The organism is Roseobacter sp. HKCCA2468 (assembly GCF_037805105.1).
In the GTDB taxonomy this organism is placed as follows: Bacteria; Pseudomonadota; Alphaproteobacteria; order Rhodobacterales; family Rhodobacteraceae; genus M30B80.
This window is the reverse complement of the sequence record NZ_JBBLYN010000001.1, coordinates 839207-855029: the sequence shown is the minus strand read 5'-3', so window position 1 is coordinate 855029 and position 15823 is coordinate 839207. Positions and strand designations below refer to the sequence as shown.

Here is a 15823-nt window from a genome sequence, read left to right as displayed (position 1 = left end):
GTCGGATCAATCTAGGCCTTTGACATCGATCTGTGCATCCGCCTTTGGGTGGAACAGTTTTTGGATCACATAGACCCCAACTGCGCCACCAAGGCCAATCAGATCAGTCAGCAGCCCGCCTTCAATCATGAACAGCGCGGCCGCAATAAGGATGGCGCGTAAGAACCACGGGTTGCGCGCCCCCATGAACCACCCTTGCACCCCTGAGGACAACAGGAACACGCCGAAAATGGCGGTTGCCCCTGCGCGCAGGATTTCAAGTGTGGTGCCATCCATCAGCAAGGCCGAATTGTAGAAGAACATGAAAGGCACGATGAAGGCGGCGATACCGATTTTGAACGAGGTCACCGATGTCTCCATTGCATTTGCCCCCGATATCCCCGCCGCCGCATAAGAGGCCAGCGCCACAGGCGGTGTAATGGCCGAGACAACCGCGAAATAGAACACGAAGAAATGCGCGGTCAGCTGCGGAATGCCAAGCTCAACCAAGCCCGGTGCGACCACCGAGGCCGCAACCGCATAGGCGGCTGTGGTGGGCATGCCCATCCCCAGAAGGATCGCGATACACATCGCAAAGAATAGTGCCAGAACTTGGCTCACACCCGCCAAATCCAACAGGAGGGACGAGAAGCGCGCACCAACACCTGTCAGGCTGATCACACCCACGATAACACCCGCACAGGCACAAACCGCGATGATCTGAATGGCCATGATGCCAGCCAATTCAAACGCCTTGAGAATCTCCCGTGGCCCCATACCCGCGACCGAGGCGGCGGGTAGGCTTTGTGGGAAGAAGCGCACCATCAACACGGGCATCCATGAAATAACGGCGGCACTGAGCGTGGCCAAGGTGCCCGCACGGATGACGGAATAGCCTTGGAACAGGGCATAGATCAGGATCAGGATGGGCAAGAACAGATAGACCTGCTTCAAAAGCAGTGCCAATTTTGGCAATTCATCCTCACGCATGCCGCGCATACCCAATTTCGCGGCCTCAAGATCGACCATGAAATAGACCGACACGAAGTAGAGGATTGCGGGAATGATCGCGGCGCTTGCAATATCCTGATAGGGGATCCCTGTGATCTCGGCCATGATGAAAGCGCCTGCGCCCATGATGGGGGGCATAATCTGGCCGCCTGTTGAGGCGGCCGCTTCGACCGCGCCTGCGGTTTTCTTGTGATAGCCTACTTTTTTCATCAAGGGGATGGTCAGCGATCCTGTCGCCACAACGTTCCCCGCGGAGGTGCCGTTGATCATACCCATCAGGCCACTTGCGAAAATGGCCACTTTGGCGGGGCCACCACGGGCGCGCCCTGCTGCGGCAAAGGCGAAATTCACGAAATAATCACCCACTTTCGAAGCCTGAAGGAAAGCCGCAAAAATGATGAAGAGGATGATATAGGTTGAGGACACCGCCGTTGTTGGCCCAAGGATGCCTGCATCCGAATAGAGATGGCCGAAGAAGCGTTGCCACGTATAGGGATTGCGCACGGCCAAGATGCCAGGCAGCAAATGCGCGGTGAAGGTGTAAACAAGGAACACGCCTGTGATGATCACCAAGGCAAGACCTGCCACGCGGCGTGTCAATTCCATGATCATCGCTGTGCCTGCTGTCGCGGCAAAGGCCACACCGATTGGCACAAAGGGCGTGCCGACTGAATTGCGCGCCGCGGTTGAGAAAATTGGCACAAGATAGGCCGCGACCACAATTGCGCAAAGCGCAAGCACCAAATCGCTGGTCGCAAAGCTATCGCGTGGCTTGCGTTCAAACCACCCCAAGATGATGGCGCCAAAGGTCGCCACCAAGAGGGGCACACCAAAGTTCCAAATCTCGGTTTCATAAATCTCGGTTCCAGGGAAGGCGGCCCATGACACAAGCCCCCCCATCTCTGGCAATGTGCCAGAGTCGATCAACCGCCCAAAGGACAGCGCAGACCATAACGCCAAGGCGGCGGGAATGAACAAAGCATAGCCCGCCTTAGACAAGAGGGCCGTATCTTTGGGGGCTTCTGCGTCTTCTTTCCAAGTGTAGGACGCATAAAGCACAAAGCCCAAAACAAGCGCGCCTGCGATGTGGACAATTCGGAAATTCCAAGTCTCAAGCGGGAATTGCGGCAAAAGCGGCAGATCTATGCCCGTCCAAGCCGAGATAGAAATCCCGTTCAATGCGGCCATATGAAACCCTGCATAGAGCGTTGCAAGGATAGCCACGGCAATCATACGAGGGCCTGTGAACAGGCGGCGGTTATTCTCAACAGGTTCCTGATCTACGCCTTCGGCGATGACGGGGCCTGTCTCCGCGATCGCGTCAAGATCGCTGGCTTTGGTCTGTAAGGTGTTGGTCATGATTTTTGCTTCCGCTCTGCCGATAAGGGCAAAAGAAAAGGCGCGCGAAGGGTTTGAGGCCCCCGCGCGCCTGATAGATTACAGCATTAGCCGCCGAAAATCTGATCAGCCGCGATGGTCGCGCCTGCATTTTCGGTGAACCAACGTGCCGCACCTGGGTGCCACATCAAAACGCCGTTCTTGTCCCAGTTTTCGGGCAAGGTCGAACGTGCGGCGCCGTGGATGGCAACCATACGCGCATTGTCAGACATCACAGTGTCCACAACCGCGTAAACAAAGCTTTCTGGCAATTCGCAGTTTGCAATCGCAAAGTTCCACATGGAAACGGAACGCGCAGGTGCTTCGAGTGTGGTATAGGCATCCGCAGAGATGTTGAATTCAGACACAGGGAAGGCCGCCATGATTTGGGCCTGCTCTTCTTCGGTGAATTCGATGATGTTGATGTCCGTCTGCACTTCAAGCTGGCTGACCGCGGGCACAGGAACACCTGCGGCAAAGGCGATCACGTCCAGCAGACCATCCTGCAACTGGCCACCGAGATCCGACCAACCGCCGTTACGGCGCTCAAAGTTGACGCCCAACTCTTCCATCATGCGAGGGAAGTAGGTGTCAGAGGTCGAACCCGCAGGGCCAAAGCCGATGCGCGCGCCATCTGGGATTTCATCAATGCTTGTGATGCCCGAGGAGGACAACGCCGTCACCGAGAATGGCGTTTGATACATTGGGAACATCGCACAGGCATTGGTCATTTGCAGACCAGGTGCGATTGGATTGGTGCCTGCCAAGGATTCCGCCGCAGGGCCCATTGTGGTCATGCCGAAGGCGACTTCGCCCGTGTGCACAAGCGCCATGTTCTGCATTGGGCCGCCGGTGACTTCGCCGCCGCCTGTCATGCCCAATTCTTCTGCGACAAGGTTTGCCCAGCCAGAACCATAAGCGAAATAGGTGCCGCCTTGAGATGCGGTGCCAACAGTAAAGCTTTCAGGCCATCCAGTGCGATCCATATGGCCATCTGCAAACGCGGCAGTTGCGCAAAGTGCAGTGGTCATCGCGAATGCGGTCATTTTGGTGAGTTTCATGTTCAAATCTCTCCCTAAGGTCATCCTGCGCCAGCATGCGCCCCTCTATTGGGCTTGATCTGGATGCAGGTTTTGCAGCCAAGGCTCCCTCCTTGGTCTGCAACGGGGTCAGCCCGTCACGTCCACAAACTGGTCTAAATCCCATCAAAGCAACTAAGTTGGCGCTAACAAATTATACGATTGCAAAAGAATCTCGGCCAATTGGTCAAAGTTGACCCATTGCCGCAAAATCCATGTGTCGAAATCGACACAAGAGAGTGCAGGGCAAGCGCGCGGGGCTATTCGGTGAAATCCCCTTTATCAAGCCCGTGTTTCTGCATCTTTTCATACAGGGCTTTGCGGCTTAGCCCCAATCCCTCATAGGTGGCCTTGAGGCTGCCGCCATAGCGCACCAAGGCCGCCGCAATAAGACTGCGCTCATATTGCGCCATTTGCACAGCGAGCCCCTGTTCGGGCGCGGCGGCATCGGGTGTCGCCAAACCCAAATCCAACCCCAAAACAAACCGATCCGCCATATTACGCAATTCGCGCACATTTCCAGGCCAATCCCGCGCAACAAGTGCGTCTAAAACCGCGCCAGGAACCTGCGGGGGATTGATTTTATAGCGTGCTGCCGCTTGCCCCACGAGATCCATAAAGAGGCGCGGAATATCCTCGCGCCGTTCTGAAAGGGGGGGCATCCGCAGGCTTGTGACATTCAACCGATAGAGAAGATCTGCGCGAAACGTGCCAATCTCGGCCGCCTGTGCCAGATCAACCTTAGAGGCCGCAATGAACCGCAGATCCAAATCAATCGGTTCATTTGATCCAAGGCGCGTGATGACGCGGTTCTGGATCGCGGTCAAAAGCTTGGCTTGCAGTTCAAGGGGGAGGCTGTCGATCTCATCCAAAAAGACCGTGCCGCCGCGCCCATGCTCAAACTTTCCGTAGCGGGGTCGCATCGCACCCGCAAAGGCACCCGCCTCATGGCCAAACAATTCGCTTTCAATGAGGGCTGCGGGCAGTGCGGCGCAGTTGATATGAACAAAGGGCCCGCTTTGGCGGGGGGACATGCGATGGATGGCGCGGGCCGCCACCTCCTTTCCCGTGCCTGTTTCACCTTCGATCAGAACATCGGCTTCGGTCGCGGCGATGGCCCGCAGTTCCGCGCGCAACTGCACCATATTCTTGGCCCGCCCTGTCAGGCGCGCCTCGACTGGGTCGCGCTGCCCCACCTCGCGGCGCAAGGCGCGGTTCTCAATCGTCAAACGCCGCTTTTCCAAGGCGCGCCGCGCGCTATCGACCAGACGCTTTGGGTCATAGGGTTTTTCGTGAAAATCATAGGCGCCTTGCTGCATGGATTTGACCGCCAATTCGATATCGCCATGCCCTGTCACAAGGATCACAGGAAATTCTGGGTCAATCTCTAAGGCGCGGTTCATCAGGGTGATCCCGTCCATGCCTGCCATACGAATATCGGTAATCAGGATCGCATCACCATCGCGTGCGATATGGGCAAGCGCCTCTTCACCCGTTTCAAAGCAGATCACATCAAGATCCGCCAAGTGCAGCGTTTGCTTTGCAGCAACCCGCAGGTCTTCCTCGTCATCCACGAAATAGATCATGCCGTTCTTGATGGTCTGCGTTTCGGTCATGCTTTTTTCATTTCCCTTGGCGCCGATGGCGTTTCTGGCGCGGCTTTGCGCAGATGCAAACTGAACTCCGCGCCCCCCTCTGGGTGGTTTCGCGCCTCAATGCGGCCGCCGAAGTCACGAATGATATTGTAGGAAATTGATAGGCCAAGCCCAAGACCCTGTCCGACCTCTTTGGTGGTGAAAAACGGGTCAAACAATTGCGCTTGCGCATCTTGCGACAGGCCATGCCCCTGATCGCGCAACCGCAGGGCAATCATATCGTCTGCCTCATCGGTCACAGAAAGGTGCAAAATCGGGGCGCTGACATCCGCCATGGCATCCAGCGCATTTGACAGCAGATTCACCAAGACCTGCTGCAGCCGCACGCGCCCGCCCACAACCATGATCTCATCGTCCTCAGGCGGCATGTCTAGGATCAAATCTACCTTTGCACGCCGCAGCCTTGGATCGAGCAAATCAAGCGCGTCACGGATCACCGCGCGCAATGGAATATCGCGCAACTGATCTTGCGGGCGGCGTGCGAAATTGCGCAGATGTTTCGAGATAGACGCCATCCGATCCGCCATATGCGAGATACGGGTGATGTTCTCGCGCGCCTCATCCCCGCGGCCCCGGTCCAAAAAGGTCGCGGCATTCTCCGCATAGGATTTCACCGCAGCAAGGGGTTGGTTGAATTCATGGCTAAGGGCCGCCGACATTTGCCCCAAAGCCGCCAATTTGCCCGCCTGCACCAATTCGGCTTGGGTTTGGCGAAGGCGGTCTTCGGTGCGGGTGCGTTCCTCAACCTCCTGGCGCAATTGAGTGTTGGCACTGTTTAAGTCACGGGTGCGCTCCCGCACCCGCGCCTCAAGGGTTTCGGCCAATTCGCGCTGGGCTGCGATGCGTTCGAGCAACTGTGCGCGGCGCTGTAACAGAATGGCCGCCGATAGTCCCGCAATCAGGATCACCAGCCACAAAATCGCCAAAAGCCCCAAAGCCTCGGTGCGGGCCGAACCTGATGGCGTCAGGATATTCACCCGCCACCCAGCCGAGGCAATCAAGGATTGCTGCGCCAAAAAGGCTTGGCGCTGTTCTGGCCCTTGATCTGATGTGGTGATGACCATGCGGGTCAGGGCGTTGCTGCGAAAATCAGACAGGCTCACGGCCTCGCGCCGCAGGCTGAGGGGGGTAAGCAAGGTGATCGGATATTGGCGGGTGCTTTGGATTTCCTCAAGCGCGGCTTCGCTCAAGGGGCCAAGCGTGCGGAACAGCCAATCCGACCGATCCGCCATGAAAATCACCCCATGTTGATCCGTCACGAAGATGCGCGAGTCACTGTCGCGCCACGCCGCCTCAAAGCGGTCAAGCGTGATCTTCACCGCCACAACACCCAAGATCCGCGTGCCGTCAAAAATTGGCGCGGCAAAGTAATAGCCGCGTTGCCCCGATGTCGTGCCGAGCGCGTGATAGCGTCCAATCCCATTATCAAGGGCATCGGTGAAATAGGGGCGAAAGCGGAAATTTTGCCCAATGAATGAGCGATCCAACCGATAATTTGATGCGGCAATGGTCGTGCCGAACGTATCCATCACATAGATATCTGAAATATCAAGCGACAGCGCGGTTTGGCGCAGCTGCTCATTGGCGAAGGGCAAAAGTCCTGTGTTGTCAGGGTCGCGCAAAATGTCGCGTAAAATGGGGCGCTCTGCGATCAAGGCGGGCAGGGCTTCGGTGCGCGACAGCGCGCCACGGATGACCTCGGTCACAAGGCGCATTGTGGCCTCATCCTGACGCAGGCGACCGCCCATCAAACGCTCTTCAATCTGGGGCAGGGCGGCCACGCTGAGGGCAAGCGAAACCATAACCACCAAGGCCAAAGCCGCCAAATTGCGCCGAGGGCGCTTGGCGCTGTTGCCCAGAGGGCGGGTTTTTTGAGTGGATGCTGTCACCATGACGCGCAGTATGTGCTGATTTTTGCGCCCATGACCAGTGTCTGTTAGCCGATGTTTGCAATCCGCGATTTCGCTTTGATCCGCAGGTGGTTCCACTTATGATAGGCGCAAGCAAAAAGGACGATGCGCGATGAATGTGATGCCAGCAGGCGCCTCTTGGATTGACCGATTTACAGGTCTTTCGCGGCTAGAGCCGCGGGTGCGCGATGTGCTGACCGCGCGCGCGACCACGATTTCCATTCGCGAGGGAACGGTCATTTTCGGGCCAGGAAAGCGGCCTGAAAACTTGCTTTTGTTACTTGAGGGCACAGTGCGCGTGCAGCAAACATCCGAAACAGGGCGCGAGGTGGTTCTTTATCGGGTCAATGCGGGGGAAAGCTGTGTGATGACCTCGGCCTGTCTTTTGGCCTATGAGGATTACTCGGCCGAAGGTATCGCCGAAACGGCGGTTGAGGCGGTTGCGATCCCGCGCAGCGTTTTTGATGATCTAATCAGCCAATCCGAAAGTTTCCGCACTTTCGTGTTTTCCGCCTATTCGCGGCGCATGACCGATTTGTTCCATGTGATCGAAGAAATCGCATTTCGCCGCGTGGACATCCGCCTTGCACAGCGGATTTTGGATTTGGCCAAGGATGATCTGATCCAAGCCACCCATCAGCAAATGGCAGCCGAACTTGGCACCGCGCGCGAGGTCATTTCCCGTCAACTGGCCGAATTTCAGCGCCGCGGTTGGATCAGCCTGTCACGGGGGCAGATCAAAATTGAGGCGCGTGGCGACATCGAAAAACTGGCGCGTTCCGAGCATTAAGCGCGGGTTGCTATTCGTAACCTCAAAAAATTTTTGGCTTATGTGACTACATCACTGTCAGCGCGGGTGGTATTTTGTAGATAGATTTCCAGCGAACAACGTAACCAGCTTAATCACGCATAAAATAAGGGCGAATCTCTCAGGCCTTGATTTTACGCGCAGACATATGGACGTAAGATGGAAACCGAATTTACACCACTTCTTTCCGCCACTGGCGGTATTTTGATCGGCCTCTCGGCCGTTCTGTTGATGCTGACCTTGGGTCGCGTCATGGGGGCCACAGGCATTTTAACGGGCGTTTTGGCGCCTGCCAGCCGCAGCGACTTTTCTTGGCGCGCGGCCTTGATGTTGGGCATGATCACTGGCCCTGCGGCACATTTCTTTTTGCGCGGCGAGATGCCCGAAATCAGCGTGCCCGCCTCGATGCCGATGCTTTTGATCGGTGGCTTTATCGTGGGACTTGGCGTCACCTTTGGCTCTGGCTGCACCTCGGGCCACGGCGTTTGCGGCATGGCGCGCCTGTCCAAGCGGTCAATCTCCGCAACTTTAACATTCATGGCAACCACCGCGATCACTGTTTTCGTGATCCGCCACGTGATCGGAGGCTGATCTGATGCGCTATATTTCAACATATATCATCGGCCTGATTTTCGGCCTCGGCATTTCGCTTTCGGGCATGTCTAACCCCGCAAAAGTGATCAACTTCTTTGACGTTGCGGGCAGTTGGGATCCAAGCCTTGCCTTTGTGATGGGCGGTGCTTTGCTTGTCACCTTTATCGGGTATCGCTTGGTTCTGCCGCGCCCTTCTGGCCCTATTTTTGAGGGTAAATTTGCCCTACCAACCGCAAGCAAATTGGACGCGCGCCTCTTGGGTGGCTCAGCCTTGTTTGGGGTGGGGTGGGGTATTGCAGGCTTTTGCCCTGGCGGCGCCTTGCCCGCAATCGGCACTGGCCGCCTCGATGTCTTGGCCTTTGTCGCCGCAATGCTTGTCGGTATTTTCGTAGCCCGCGCCATCATAGCGGCGCGTCAAAATGCCGAACTGAATTCAAATGTGAAACGCGCCTGACTGAAACGATCGTCTTTAAGGAGCAAGAAAATGACCACCTTCCCCGTAAATATGAATGTTCAGCCCGAGGTTGAGCCGTTCTTTGATCCTGCGACCAATACAATCTCCTATGTGGTCAAAGATCCCAATTCCAATTCCTGCGCGATTGTCGATAGCGTTATGGATATCGACTATGCGGCGGGCAAGATTTCCTATGAAAATGCCGATGCGATTATCTCCTATGTCAAGGAAAAGGGCCTCAAAGTTGAATGGCTGATTGAGACCCATGTTCACGCTGATCACCTGTCGGCCGCACCTTATATCCAAGAAAAACTTGGTGGGAAAATCGGCATTGGTGAAAATATCATCACCGTTCAGGAAACCTTCGGCAAAGTGTTCAACGAAGGCACTGAATTCCAGCGCGATGGCAGCCAGTTTGACGCGCTCTTTAAGGATGGCGATGTCTACGAGATCGGGGGTCTACGTGCCTTTGCAATCTACACCCCTGGCCACACGCCCGCTTGCATGACCCATGTGGTTGGGAATGCGGCCTTTGTGGGCGACACGCTGTTCATGCCTGATGGCGGCTCTGCGCGGGCGGATTTCCCAGGCGGGGACGCAGGCACGCTTTATGACAGCATTCAGAAAGTTTTGGCTCTGCCCGATGAGATGCGTCTCTTTATGTGCCATGATTACGGCCCCAATGGCCGCAATATCGAGTGGGAAACCACAGTGGGTGATGAGAAAAAGCACAATATCCACGTGGGCGAGGGCAAGACACGCGAGGAATTTATCAAGTTCCGCACCGAGCGTGACGCGCAGCTTGATATGCCGAAATTGATTATTCCCTCATTGCAGGTGAATATGCGCGCAGGCGACATCCCGACAGACAAGGATGGCCGTCCGATGCTCAAGGTGCCTTTGAACACACTTTGAGCGTCTCGCTATCATAAGCCAACAGTCTCCGTTTTTCGGAGGGAGGAACGACAATGGAAATCAAGACCATCAATGCCGAGATTTCGGTTGCACCGCAAATCACGCCTGATGAGGTGCAGAAATTGGCAGATCAGGGCTTTCGCGCTTTGATCTGCAACCGCCCTGATGGCGAGGCGGCGGATCAGCCGAATTTTTCGGAAATCGAGGCGGCTGCTAAAAAGGCAGGTCTTGAAATCCGCAATCTGCCGATTGTGTCGGGCAAAGTGTCTGACCAAGATGCAGCAGATTTTGGCGCGGCAATGCAGGAATTGCCGCGTCCCATTTTGGCCTATTGCCGCACGGGCACGCGCTCGGCCACTTTGTGGTCACTCTCGCAAGCCAATCGAATGTCAGTTGCCGATATTTTGGCGGCCACCAAGGCGGCGGGCTATGATATGGGGGGCGTTGTGCGCCGCATTGCCAATGGCGGCAAAACCCCAACAGATCGCGCAGATGCAAGTTATGACATCGTCATCGTAGGCGGCGGGGCGGCAGGGCTTGCTGTTGCGGCCTCTCTCAAATCGCGCAAATCATCGCTTGATATTGCTGTGATTGATCCCGCAGATATCCATTACTATCAACCCGGTTGGACAATGGTGGGCGGGGGCATCTTTGAAGCCTCTGACACGGCCAAAACCATGGGCGGCTTGATCCCACGCGGGGTCACATGGATCAAATCCGCCGTTGCGGCCTTTGAACCCAAAGATGATTCCGTGATCCTTGATGGCTGTCGGGTGGTTAAATACAAACGCCTGATCGTGGCACCTGGTTTGAAACTGGCATGGGATCGGGTTGAGGGCTTGGAAGCCACGCTTGGCAAGAATGGCGTGACCTCAAATTATCGTTATGATTTAGCGCCTTACACATGGAACCTCGTCAAGAACATGAAGGAAGGGCGCGCAATCTTTACGCAGCCCCCCATGCCCATCAAATGCGCAGGCGCGCCACAAAAAGCGATGTATCTCTCTGGGGATCATTGGACGCGCGCGGGCGTGCTCAAGGACATCTCGATTGATTTCATGAATGCAGGTGGCGTTTTGTTCGGGGTCAAGGATTACGTCCCCGCGCTTGAGGGCTATGTGCAAAAATACGGCGCCAATCTGAACTTCTTTCACAATCTCAAGGCGATTGATGGGGAGGCGAAAAAGGCGTGGTTCACTGTGGCCAAGCCCGACACCACGCCCACTGAGGTGGAGGTGGAATTCGACATGATCCATGTCGTGCCGCCGCAGATCGCACCCGATTTCATTCGCGTCTCGCCTTTGGCTGACGCGGCGGGATGGGTCGATGTGGATCAAGCCACGCTGCGTCATAAAACCTATGACAATATCTGGTCATTGGGCGATGTGATGAACGCGCCAAATGCAAAAACCGCTGCGGCGGCGCGGATGCAGGCCCCTGTGGTCGCGCAAAACGTGGTCGATGACATCAATGGCCGCAGCGCCACCGCCCAATATAATGGCTATGGCTCCTGCCCGTTGACGGTTGAGCGTGGCAAAATCGTTTTGGCCGAATTTGGGTATGGTGGGGCGCTGCTGCCCTCCTTCCCGAAACTGTTGATTGACGGCACAAAACCCTCGCGCCTTGCATGGTGGCTGAAGGAAAGCTTCCTGCCGCCTTTCTATTGGAAAGGTATGCTCAAGGGCCGCGAATGGATGGTGAAGCCTGAAAAGATCAGCGCAAGCTGAGGATGAGATTGGTCAGGGCCGCGTCTGGCCCTGACCGCTAAACTGCCACGACACCTAGCGTGCCGCGTGCCAAAACCCTACCGCTAGACGACAGGCAATTGTCCCATGAAGAAGCTCTCCCGTTACCTCCCCGTCCTTGATTGGGGGCGGACATATAATTCTAACGCCTTTTCCAATGATATGATTGCGGCGGTGATCGTGACGATCATGCTGATCCCGCAATCGCTGGCTTATGCGCTTTTGGCAGGCTTGCCGCCTGAGGCGGGGATTTATGCCTCGATCGCGCCCATCATTCTTTATGCTATTTTCGGCACAAGCCGCGCTTTGGCGGTGGGGCCTGTGGCGGTTGTGTCCTTGATGACCGCTGCTGCCGTTGGACAGGTCGCCGAGGCGGGCACAATGGGCTATGCCATGGCGGCCTTAAGCCTTGCGATGTTATCGGGCGCGATGCTGCTGTTTTTGGGCATTTTCCGCCTCGGCTTCTTGGCCAATTTCCTCAGCCATCCTGTGATTGCAGGGTTTATCACCGCCTCTGGCATCTTGATTGCGGCAAGCCAGTTCAAACATATCATCGGGGTGCAGGCCAGCGGCCATACATTGGTTGAGATGGTCATTTCCTTGGTCGAGCATCTTGGCCAGATCAACCCGATCACTGTGGTGATTGGTGTGTCGGCAACCGCGTTTCTGTTTTGGGTGCGCAAGGGCCTAAAGCCGCGGCTTTTGGCCATGGGAATGGCGCCGCGCATGGCAGATATTGCGCAAAAAGCGGGGCCTGTTGCGGCCGTTGTTGTGACAACGCTTGCCACTTGGGCCTTTGGGTTGGCGGATCACGGCGTTGCGATTGTGGGGGATGTGCCCCAAAGCCTGCCGCCCTTGACCCTGCCTGACCTGTCGCCAGCACTGTTGGGGCAATTGTTTGTGCCCGCGCTGTTGATCTCGATTATTGGGTTTGTTGAATCGATTTCGGTGGCACAGACCCTTGCCGCCAAAAAGCGGCAGCGCATCAATCCCGACCAAGAATTGATTGGCCTTGGTGCGGCCAATTTGGGCGCGGCCTTTACGGGGGGCTATCCTGTGACGGGTGGTTTCGCCCGTTCGGTGGTCAATTTTGATGCAGGGGCTGAGACACCAGCGGCAGGGGCTTATACGGCGGTGGGGTTGGCCATTGCGGCCGTGGCATTGACGCCATTGGTGTTTTTCCTCCCCAAAGCCACGCTTGCGGCCACAATCATTGTCGCGGTGCTGAGCCTTGTCGATTTATCAATTTTGAAAAAAACATGGGGCTATTCCTTTGCCGATTTTGCGGCGGTGGCTGCAACCATTGTGTTGACCTTGGGCTTTGGCGTTGAGACGGGGGTTTCGGCAGGGGTGATTTTGTCAATCTTGCTGCACCTTTACAAAACCTCGCGCCCCCATGTCGCCGAAGTGGGTCTTGTTCCGGGAACACAGCATTTTCGCAATATCAACCGCCACAAGGTTGAGACGGCGGATAGCCTTTTGGCCATTCGGATTGACGAGTCGCTTTACTTTGCTAATGCCCGCTTCCTTGAGGATTTGGTGCTGGATCGCGTGGTCGAGGATTGCCCGATCAAGGATGTGGTGCTGATGTGTTCTGCGGTGAACGAGATTGATATGTCCGCACTAGAAACCCTTGAGGCGTTGAATACGCGCCTCAGTGACATGGGCGTGCGGCTTCATATGTCCGAAGTGAAAGGGCCTGTCACTGACCGCCTCAAGCGCAGTCATTTTCTGGATGAATTGTCAGGCGAATTGTTCCTGTCGCAATATGATGCGTGGGTCAAACTCTCGGGCAAAGCATGACAGCGTGCCTCAGGGCGGCGGGGGATTACTCCGCCGCTTGTGCTGGGGTTTTACGCAGACGGATCACGACATCCAATTTGGATATTTCATAGCCCTCAGGCAAATCGGGTAGGGCCGTGACCTTTAACTGGCCCGCAGGCGCATCTTCAAGCTGACCTGTTTCTTCCATGAAGAAATGCGGATGGTCATCCATGCGGGTGTCGAAATAACTGCGCGCGCCATCCACGATCACCTCGCGCATCAGCCCCGCATCGCAAAAGGCCCGCAAGGTGTTGTAGACGGTCGCAAGGGACACTGGATCACCCGCTGCTTGGGTTGCTGCATGCAAGCCTTCAGCCGTCACATGGCGATGATGACCATCCCCCACCAACAAAGTTGCAAGCGAAAGGCGCTGACGGGTCGGGCGGAGCGCCGCCTGTGCCAGCCAGTTTGTGCTGCGCTCTAGGGCTTCGGGTGTCATCATTGGTCAATGTCCTGCGAGTTCTGATTGCAATATATGCCCTAAGGCGTAGGTTTTTCAATTCGTTTGTCGAAATTGACGCAGTTGGATGCCAAGTCGCAGGAAAAAACCTTAGGCAAGCTGTCGCAAAATCGTTACCTTTGCTGCGTGCTGCCCTTGCATGGGGTGCAAACGCAATGGTAAGTCGAATACACACGATCGGACAGGCCGCCCCTCGCGGGTGCTCGGCAAAAATAAGCAGGGGAGGCAGAGCATATGTCGCAATATCCGACACGCTTTGACAGAGATGATCTATTGAAATGCGCGCGCGGCGAATTGTTTGGGCCTGGCAACGCGCAATTGCCCGAGCCCCCAATGCTGATGATGGATCGCATCACCGATATTTCCGAAGATGGCGGCGCGCATGGCAAGGGTCATGTGGTTGCAGAATTCGACATCAAGCCAGATCTTTGGTTTTTCGACTGCCATTTTCCTAATAACCCAATCATGCCGGGCTGCCTTGGCCTTGATGGCCTGTGGCAATTGACGGGCTTCAACCTTGGTTGGCGCGGTTGGCAGGGGCGCGGATATGCGCTTGGCGTGGGTGAGGTAAAGCTGACGGGTATGGTGCGCCCTGATCGCAAAATGCTGACCTATCATATAGATTTCACCAAAGCCGTGCAAACACGGCGTCTGACAATGGGTGTCGCCGATGGTCGGGTTGAGGCCGATGGTGAGGTGATTTACCAAGTCAAAGATATGAAAGTCGCGCTTTCAGAAAGCTGATTGGAAGCGGTTCGAATACGCAAGAAGGAGCTTTGAATGCGCCGCGTTGTCGTTACGGGATTGGGCATTGTCTCACCCATCGGGAATAATGCCCAAGAGGTTTCCGCAGCTTTGAAAGCGGGGCAGTCTGGGGTTGAATTCAACCCTGACATGGCCGAGCGCGGGTTTCGCAGCCATGTCTCGGGCACGCTGAAAATTGATGTGACCGAACATGTCGATAAACGCGCCTTGCGCTTTATGGGGCCGGGCGCCGCTTATGCGCATATCGCGATGGCGCAAGCAATTTCGGATGCAGGCCTGTCTGAGGCCGAAGTTGTGAATGAACGCACAGGTCTGATCGCAGGCTCAGGCGGGCCATCCACCAGTGCCATGTTGGCTGCGCATCAAACAGTGCTGAATTCGGGCGCAACCAAGCGTATTGGGCCGTTTGCCGTGCCCAAATGTATGTCCTCCACCATCTCGGCAAATCTTTCGACCGCTTATCAGATCAAGGGGATCAACTATTCGATCACCTCGGCCTGTTCGACCAGTTTGCATTGCATCGGGGTCGCGGCTGAACAAATCATGATGGGCAAGCAAGATGTGATGTTTGCAGGTGGCGCGGAAGAATTGGATTGGACCTTGTCTTGTCTCTTTGACGCCATGGGGGCGATGTCCTCAAAATATAATGACACACCCACAAAAGCGAGCCGCGCCTTTGATGCAGACCGTGATGGTTTCGTGATTGCAGGGGGCGGCGGCATCGTTGTGTTGGAAAGCCTTGATCACGCGCTGGCGCGCGGGGCCAAAATTTATGCCGAGGTCACGGGATTTGCCGCAACATCGGATGGGCATGACATGGTTGCCCCATCGGGCGAGGGGGGAGAGCGCGCGATGCGTCTTGCGCTGCAATCCCTGCCTGAGGGGCGCAAGATCAGCTATATCAATGCGCATGGCACATCCACACCCGTGGGGGATGTGGGCGAGGTTCAGGCGGTGCGCCGCGTCTTTGGCGAAGGTCAGACCCCGCCAATTTCCTCGACTAAATCCATGACAGGCCACAGCCAAGGGGCCACTGGCGCGCAGGAAGCGATCTATTGCTTGCTGATGTTGGACCAAGATTTCATTGCGCCTTCGATCAATGTAGAAACCCTTGATCCCAATTTGCACCCCAGTGAGATTGCCACCACACTTGTTGAGGCGGCAAATCTGGATACGGTGATGACCAATTCATTTGGCTTTGGCGGCACCAATGGCTCGATGCTGTTGTCGCGCTATCGGGGGTAGGG

13 protein-coding genes are annotated in these 15823 nt (G+C 56.0%); 8 read left to right on the top strand and 5 right to left on the bottom strand.

The window, feature by feature from the left end:
* Window positions 1-6: 6 nt before the first annotated feature.
* The 4 genes from AAC620_RS04270 to AAC620_RS04255 all read right to left on the bottom strand — a co-directional run bounded on the left by AAC620_RS04270 (window position 7) and on the right by AAC620_RS04255 (window position 6993).
* Window positions 7-2349: a TRAP transporter permease gene (locus tag AAC620_RS04270; RefSeq protein WP_340242921.1), complete on the bottom strand. Its 2343-nt coding sequence runs from the start codon at window positions 2347-2349 to the stop codon at window positions 7-9.
* An 86-nt stretch (window positions 2350-2435) separates the two neighbouring features.
* On the bottom strand, window positions 2436-3428 hold the full coding sequence (locus AAC620_RS04265) for a TAXI family TRAP transporter solute-binding subunit (protein WP_340242920.1): 993 nt from the start codon (window positions 3426-3428) through the stop codon (window positions 2436-2438).
* Window positions 3429-3706: 278 nt separating this feature from the next.
* Window positions 3707-5062 carry a sigma-54-dependent transcriptional regulator gene (locus AAC620_RS04260; RefSeq protein WP_340242919.1) on the bottom strand — a complete coding sequence of 452 codons (1356 nt, stop codon included), beginning with the start codon at window positions 5060-5062 and terminating at the stop codon, window positions 3707-3709.
* A complete protein-coding gene (locus AAC620_RS04255) occupies window positions 5059-6993 on the bottom strand; it encodes a sensor histidine kinase (RefSeq protein WP_340242918.1) in 1935 nt (644 codons plus the stop codon). The genes AAC620_RS04260 and AAC620_RS04255 overlap by 4 nt, the downstream gene beginning before the upstream one ends.
* A 130-nt stretch (window positions 6994-7123) precedes the next feature.
* Between AAC620_RS04255 and AAC620_RS04250 the strand changes: the two genes are divergently transcribed.
* From AAC620_RS04250 to AAC620_RS04225, 6 genes are all read left to right on the top strand, one after another.
* Window positions 7124-7801: a Crp/Fnr family transcriptional regulator gene (locus AAC620_RS04250; protein ID WP_317654322.1), complete on the top strand. Its 678-nt coding sequence runs from the start codon at window positions 7124-7126 to the stop codon at window positions 7799-7801.
* A gap of 177 nt (window positions 7802-7978) precedes the next feature.
* Window positions 7979-8410: a YeeE/YedE family protein gene (locus tag AAC620_RS04245; RefSeq protein WP_317654323.1), complete on the top strand. Its 432-nt coding sequence runs from the start codon at window positions 7979-7981 to the stop codon at window positions 8408-8410.
* Window positions 8411-8414: 4 nt separating this feature from the next.
* Window positions 8415-8867 (top strand): YeeE/YedE family protein, encoded by a 453-nt coding sequence (locus tag AAC620_RS04240; RefSeq protein ID WP_340242917.1) that lies wholly within the window; start codon window positions 8415-8417, stop codon window positions 8865-8867.
* Between the two features lie 30 nt (window positions 8868-8897).
* Window positions 8898-9782, top strand: coding sequence for an MBL fold metallo-hydrolase (locus AAC620_RS04235; RefSeq protein WP_317654325.1), 885 nt, complete (start codon window positions 8898-8900; stop codon window positions 9780-9782).
* Window positions 9783-9835: 53 nt separating this feature from the next.
* Complete coding sequence (locus tag AAC620_RS04230; RefSeq protein ID WP_340242916.1) at window positions 9836-11509, top strand: TIGR01244 family sulfur transferase; 1674 nt, start codon at window positions 9836-9838, stop codon at window positions 11507-11509.
* 105 nt (window positions 11510-11614) lie between these two features.
* Window positions 11615-13330 carry a SulP family inorganic anion transporter gene (locus AAC620_RS04225; protein WP_340242915.1) on the top strand — a complete coding sequence of 572 codons (1716 nt, stop codon included), beginning with the start codon at window positions 11615-11617 and terminating at the stop codon, window positions 13328-13330.
* 25 nt (window positions 13331-13355) lie between these two features.
* On the opposite strand, the gene irrA is transcribed toward AAC620_RS04225, so the two are convergent.
* Entirely contained in the window at window positions 13356-13790 is a 435-nt protein-coding gene (irrA, locus tag AAC620_RS04220) for an iron response transcriptional regulator IrrA (protein WP_317655772.1), read from the bottom strand.
* Between the two features lie 255 nt (window positions 13791-14045).
* Here irrA and fabA point away from each other — a divergent pair, with 255 nt between their 5' ends.
* Together fabA and fabB are read left to right on the top strand one after the other, a co-directional pair.
* Window positions 14046-14555 carry a bifunctional 3-hydroxydecanoyl-ACP dehydratase/trans-2-decenoyl-ACP isomerase gene (fabA, locus tag AAC620_RS04215; RefSeq protein WP_317654328.1) on the top strand — a complete coding sequence of 170 codons (510 nt, stop codon included), beginning with the start codon at window positions 14046-14048 and terminating at the stop codon, window positions 14553-14555.
* A gap of 36 nt (window positions 14556-14591) precedes the next feature.
* Window positions 14592-15821 carry a beta-ketoacyl-ACP synthase I gene (fabB, locus tag AAC620_RS04210; RefSeq protein WP_317654329.1) on the top strand — a complete coding sequence of 410 codons (1230 nt, stop codon included), beginning with the start codon at window positions 14592-14594 and terminating at the stop codon, window positions 15819-15821.
* The last annotated feature ends 2 nt before the right edge of the window (window positions 15822-15823 follow it).

What these genes read in the sequence shown, in the direction of transcription:
- AAC620_RS04245 (WP_317654323.1), top strand. Translation starts at nt 7,979, where the DNA reads ATGGAAACCGAATTTACACCACTTCTTTCCGCCACTGGCGGTATTTTG.
- AAC620_RS04260 (WP_340242919.1), bottom strand. Translation starts at nt 5,062, where the DNA reads ATGACCGAAACGCAGACCATCAAGAACGGCATGATCTATTTCGTGGAT.
- AAC620_RS04235 (WP_317654325.1), top strand. Translation starts at nt 8,898, where the DNA reads ATGACCACCTTCCCCGTAAATATGAATGTTCAGCCCGAGGTTGAGCCG.
- AAC620_RS04265 (WP_340242920.1), bottom strand. Translation starts at nt 3,428, where the DNA reads ATGAAACTCACCAAAATGACCGCATTCGCGATGACCACTGCACTTTGC.
- AAC620_RS04270 (WP_340242921.1), bottom strand. Translation starts at nt 2,349, where the DNA reads ATGACCAACACCTTACAGACCAAAGCCAGCGATCTTGACGCGATCGCG.
- fabB (WP_317654329.1), top strand. Translation starts at nt 14,592, where the DNA reads ATGCGCCGCGTTGTCGTTACGGGATTGGGCATTGTCTCACCCATCGGG.
- AAC620_RS04250 (WP_317654322.1), top strand. Translation starts at nt 7,124, where the DNA reads ATGAATGTGATGCCAGCAGGCGCCTCTTGGATTGACCGATTTACAGGT.
- AAC620_RS04240 (WP_340242917.1), top strand. Translation starts at nt 8,415, where the DNA reads ATGCGCTATATTTCAACATATATCATCGGCCTGATTTTCGGCCTCGGC.
- irrA (WP_317655772.1), bottom strand. Translation starts at nt 13,790, where the DNA reads ATGACACCCGAAGCCCTAGAGCGCAGCACAAACTGGCTGGCACAGGCG.
- AAC620_RS04225 (WP_340242915.1), top strand. Translation starts at nt 11,615, where the DNA reads ATGAAGAAGCTCTCCCGTTACCTCCCCGTCCTTGATTGGGGGCGGACA.
- fabA (WP_317654328.1), top strand. Translation starts at nt 14,046, where the DNA reads ATGTCGCAATATCCGACACGCTTTGACAGAGATGATCTATTGAAATGC.
- AAC620_RS04255 (WP_340242918.1), bottom strand. Translation starts at nt 6,993, where the DNA reads ATGGTGACAGCATCCACTCAAAAAACCCGCCCTCTGGGCAACAGCGCC.
- AAC620_RS04230 (WP_340242916.1), top strand. Translation starts at nt 9,836, where the DNA reads ATGGAAATCAAGACCATCAATGCCGAGATTTCGGTTGCACCGCAAATC.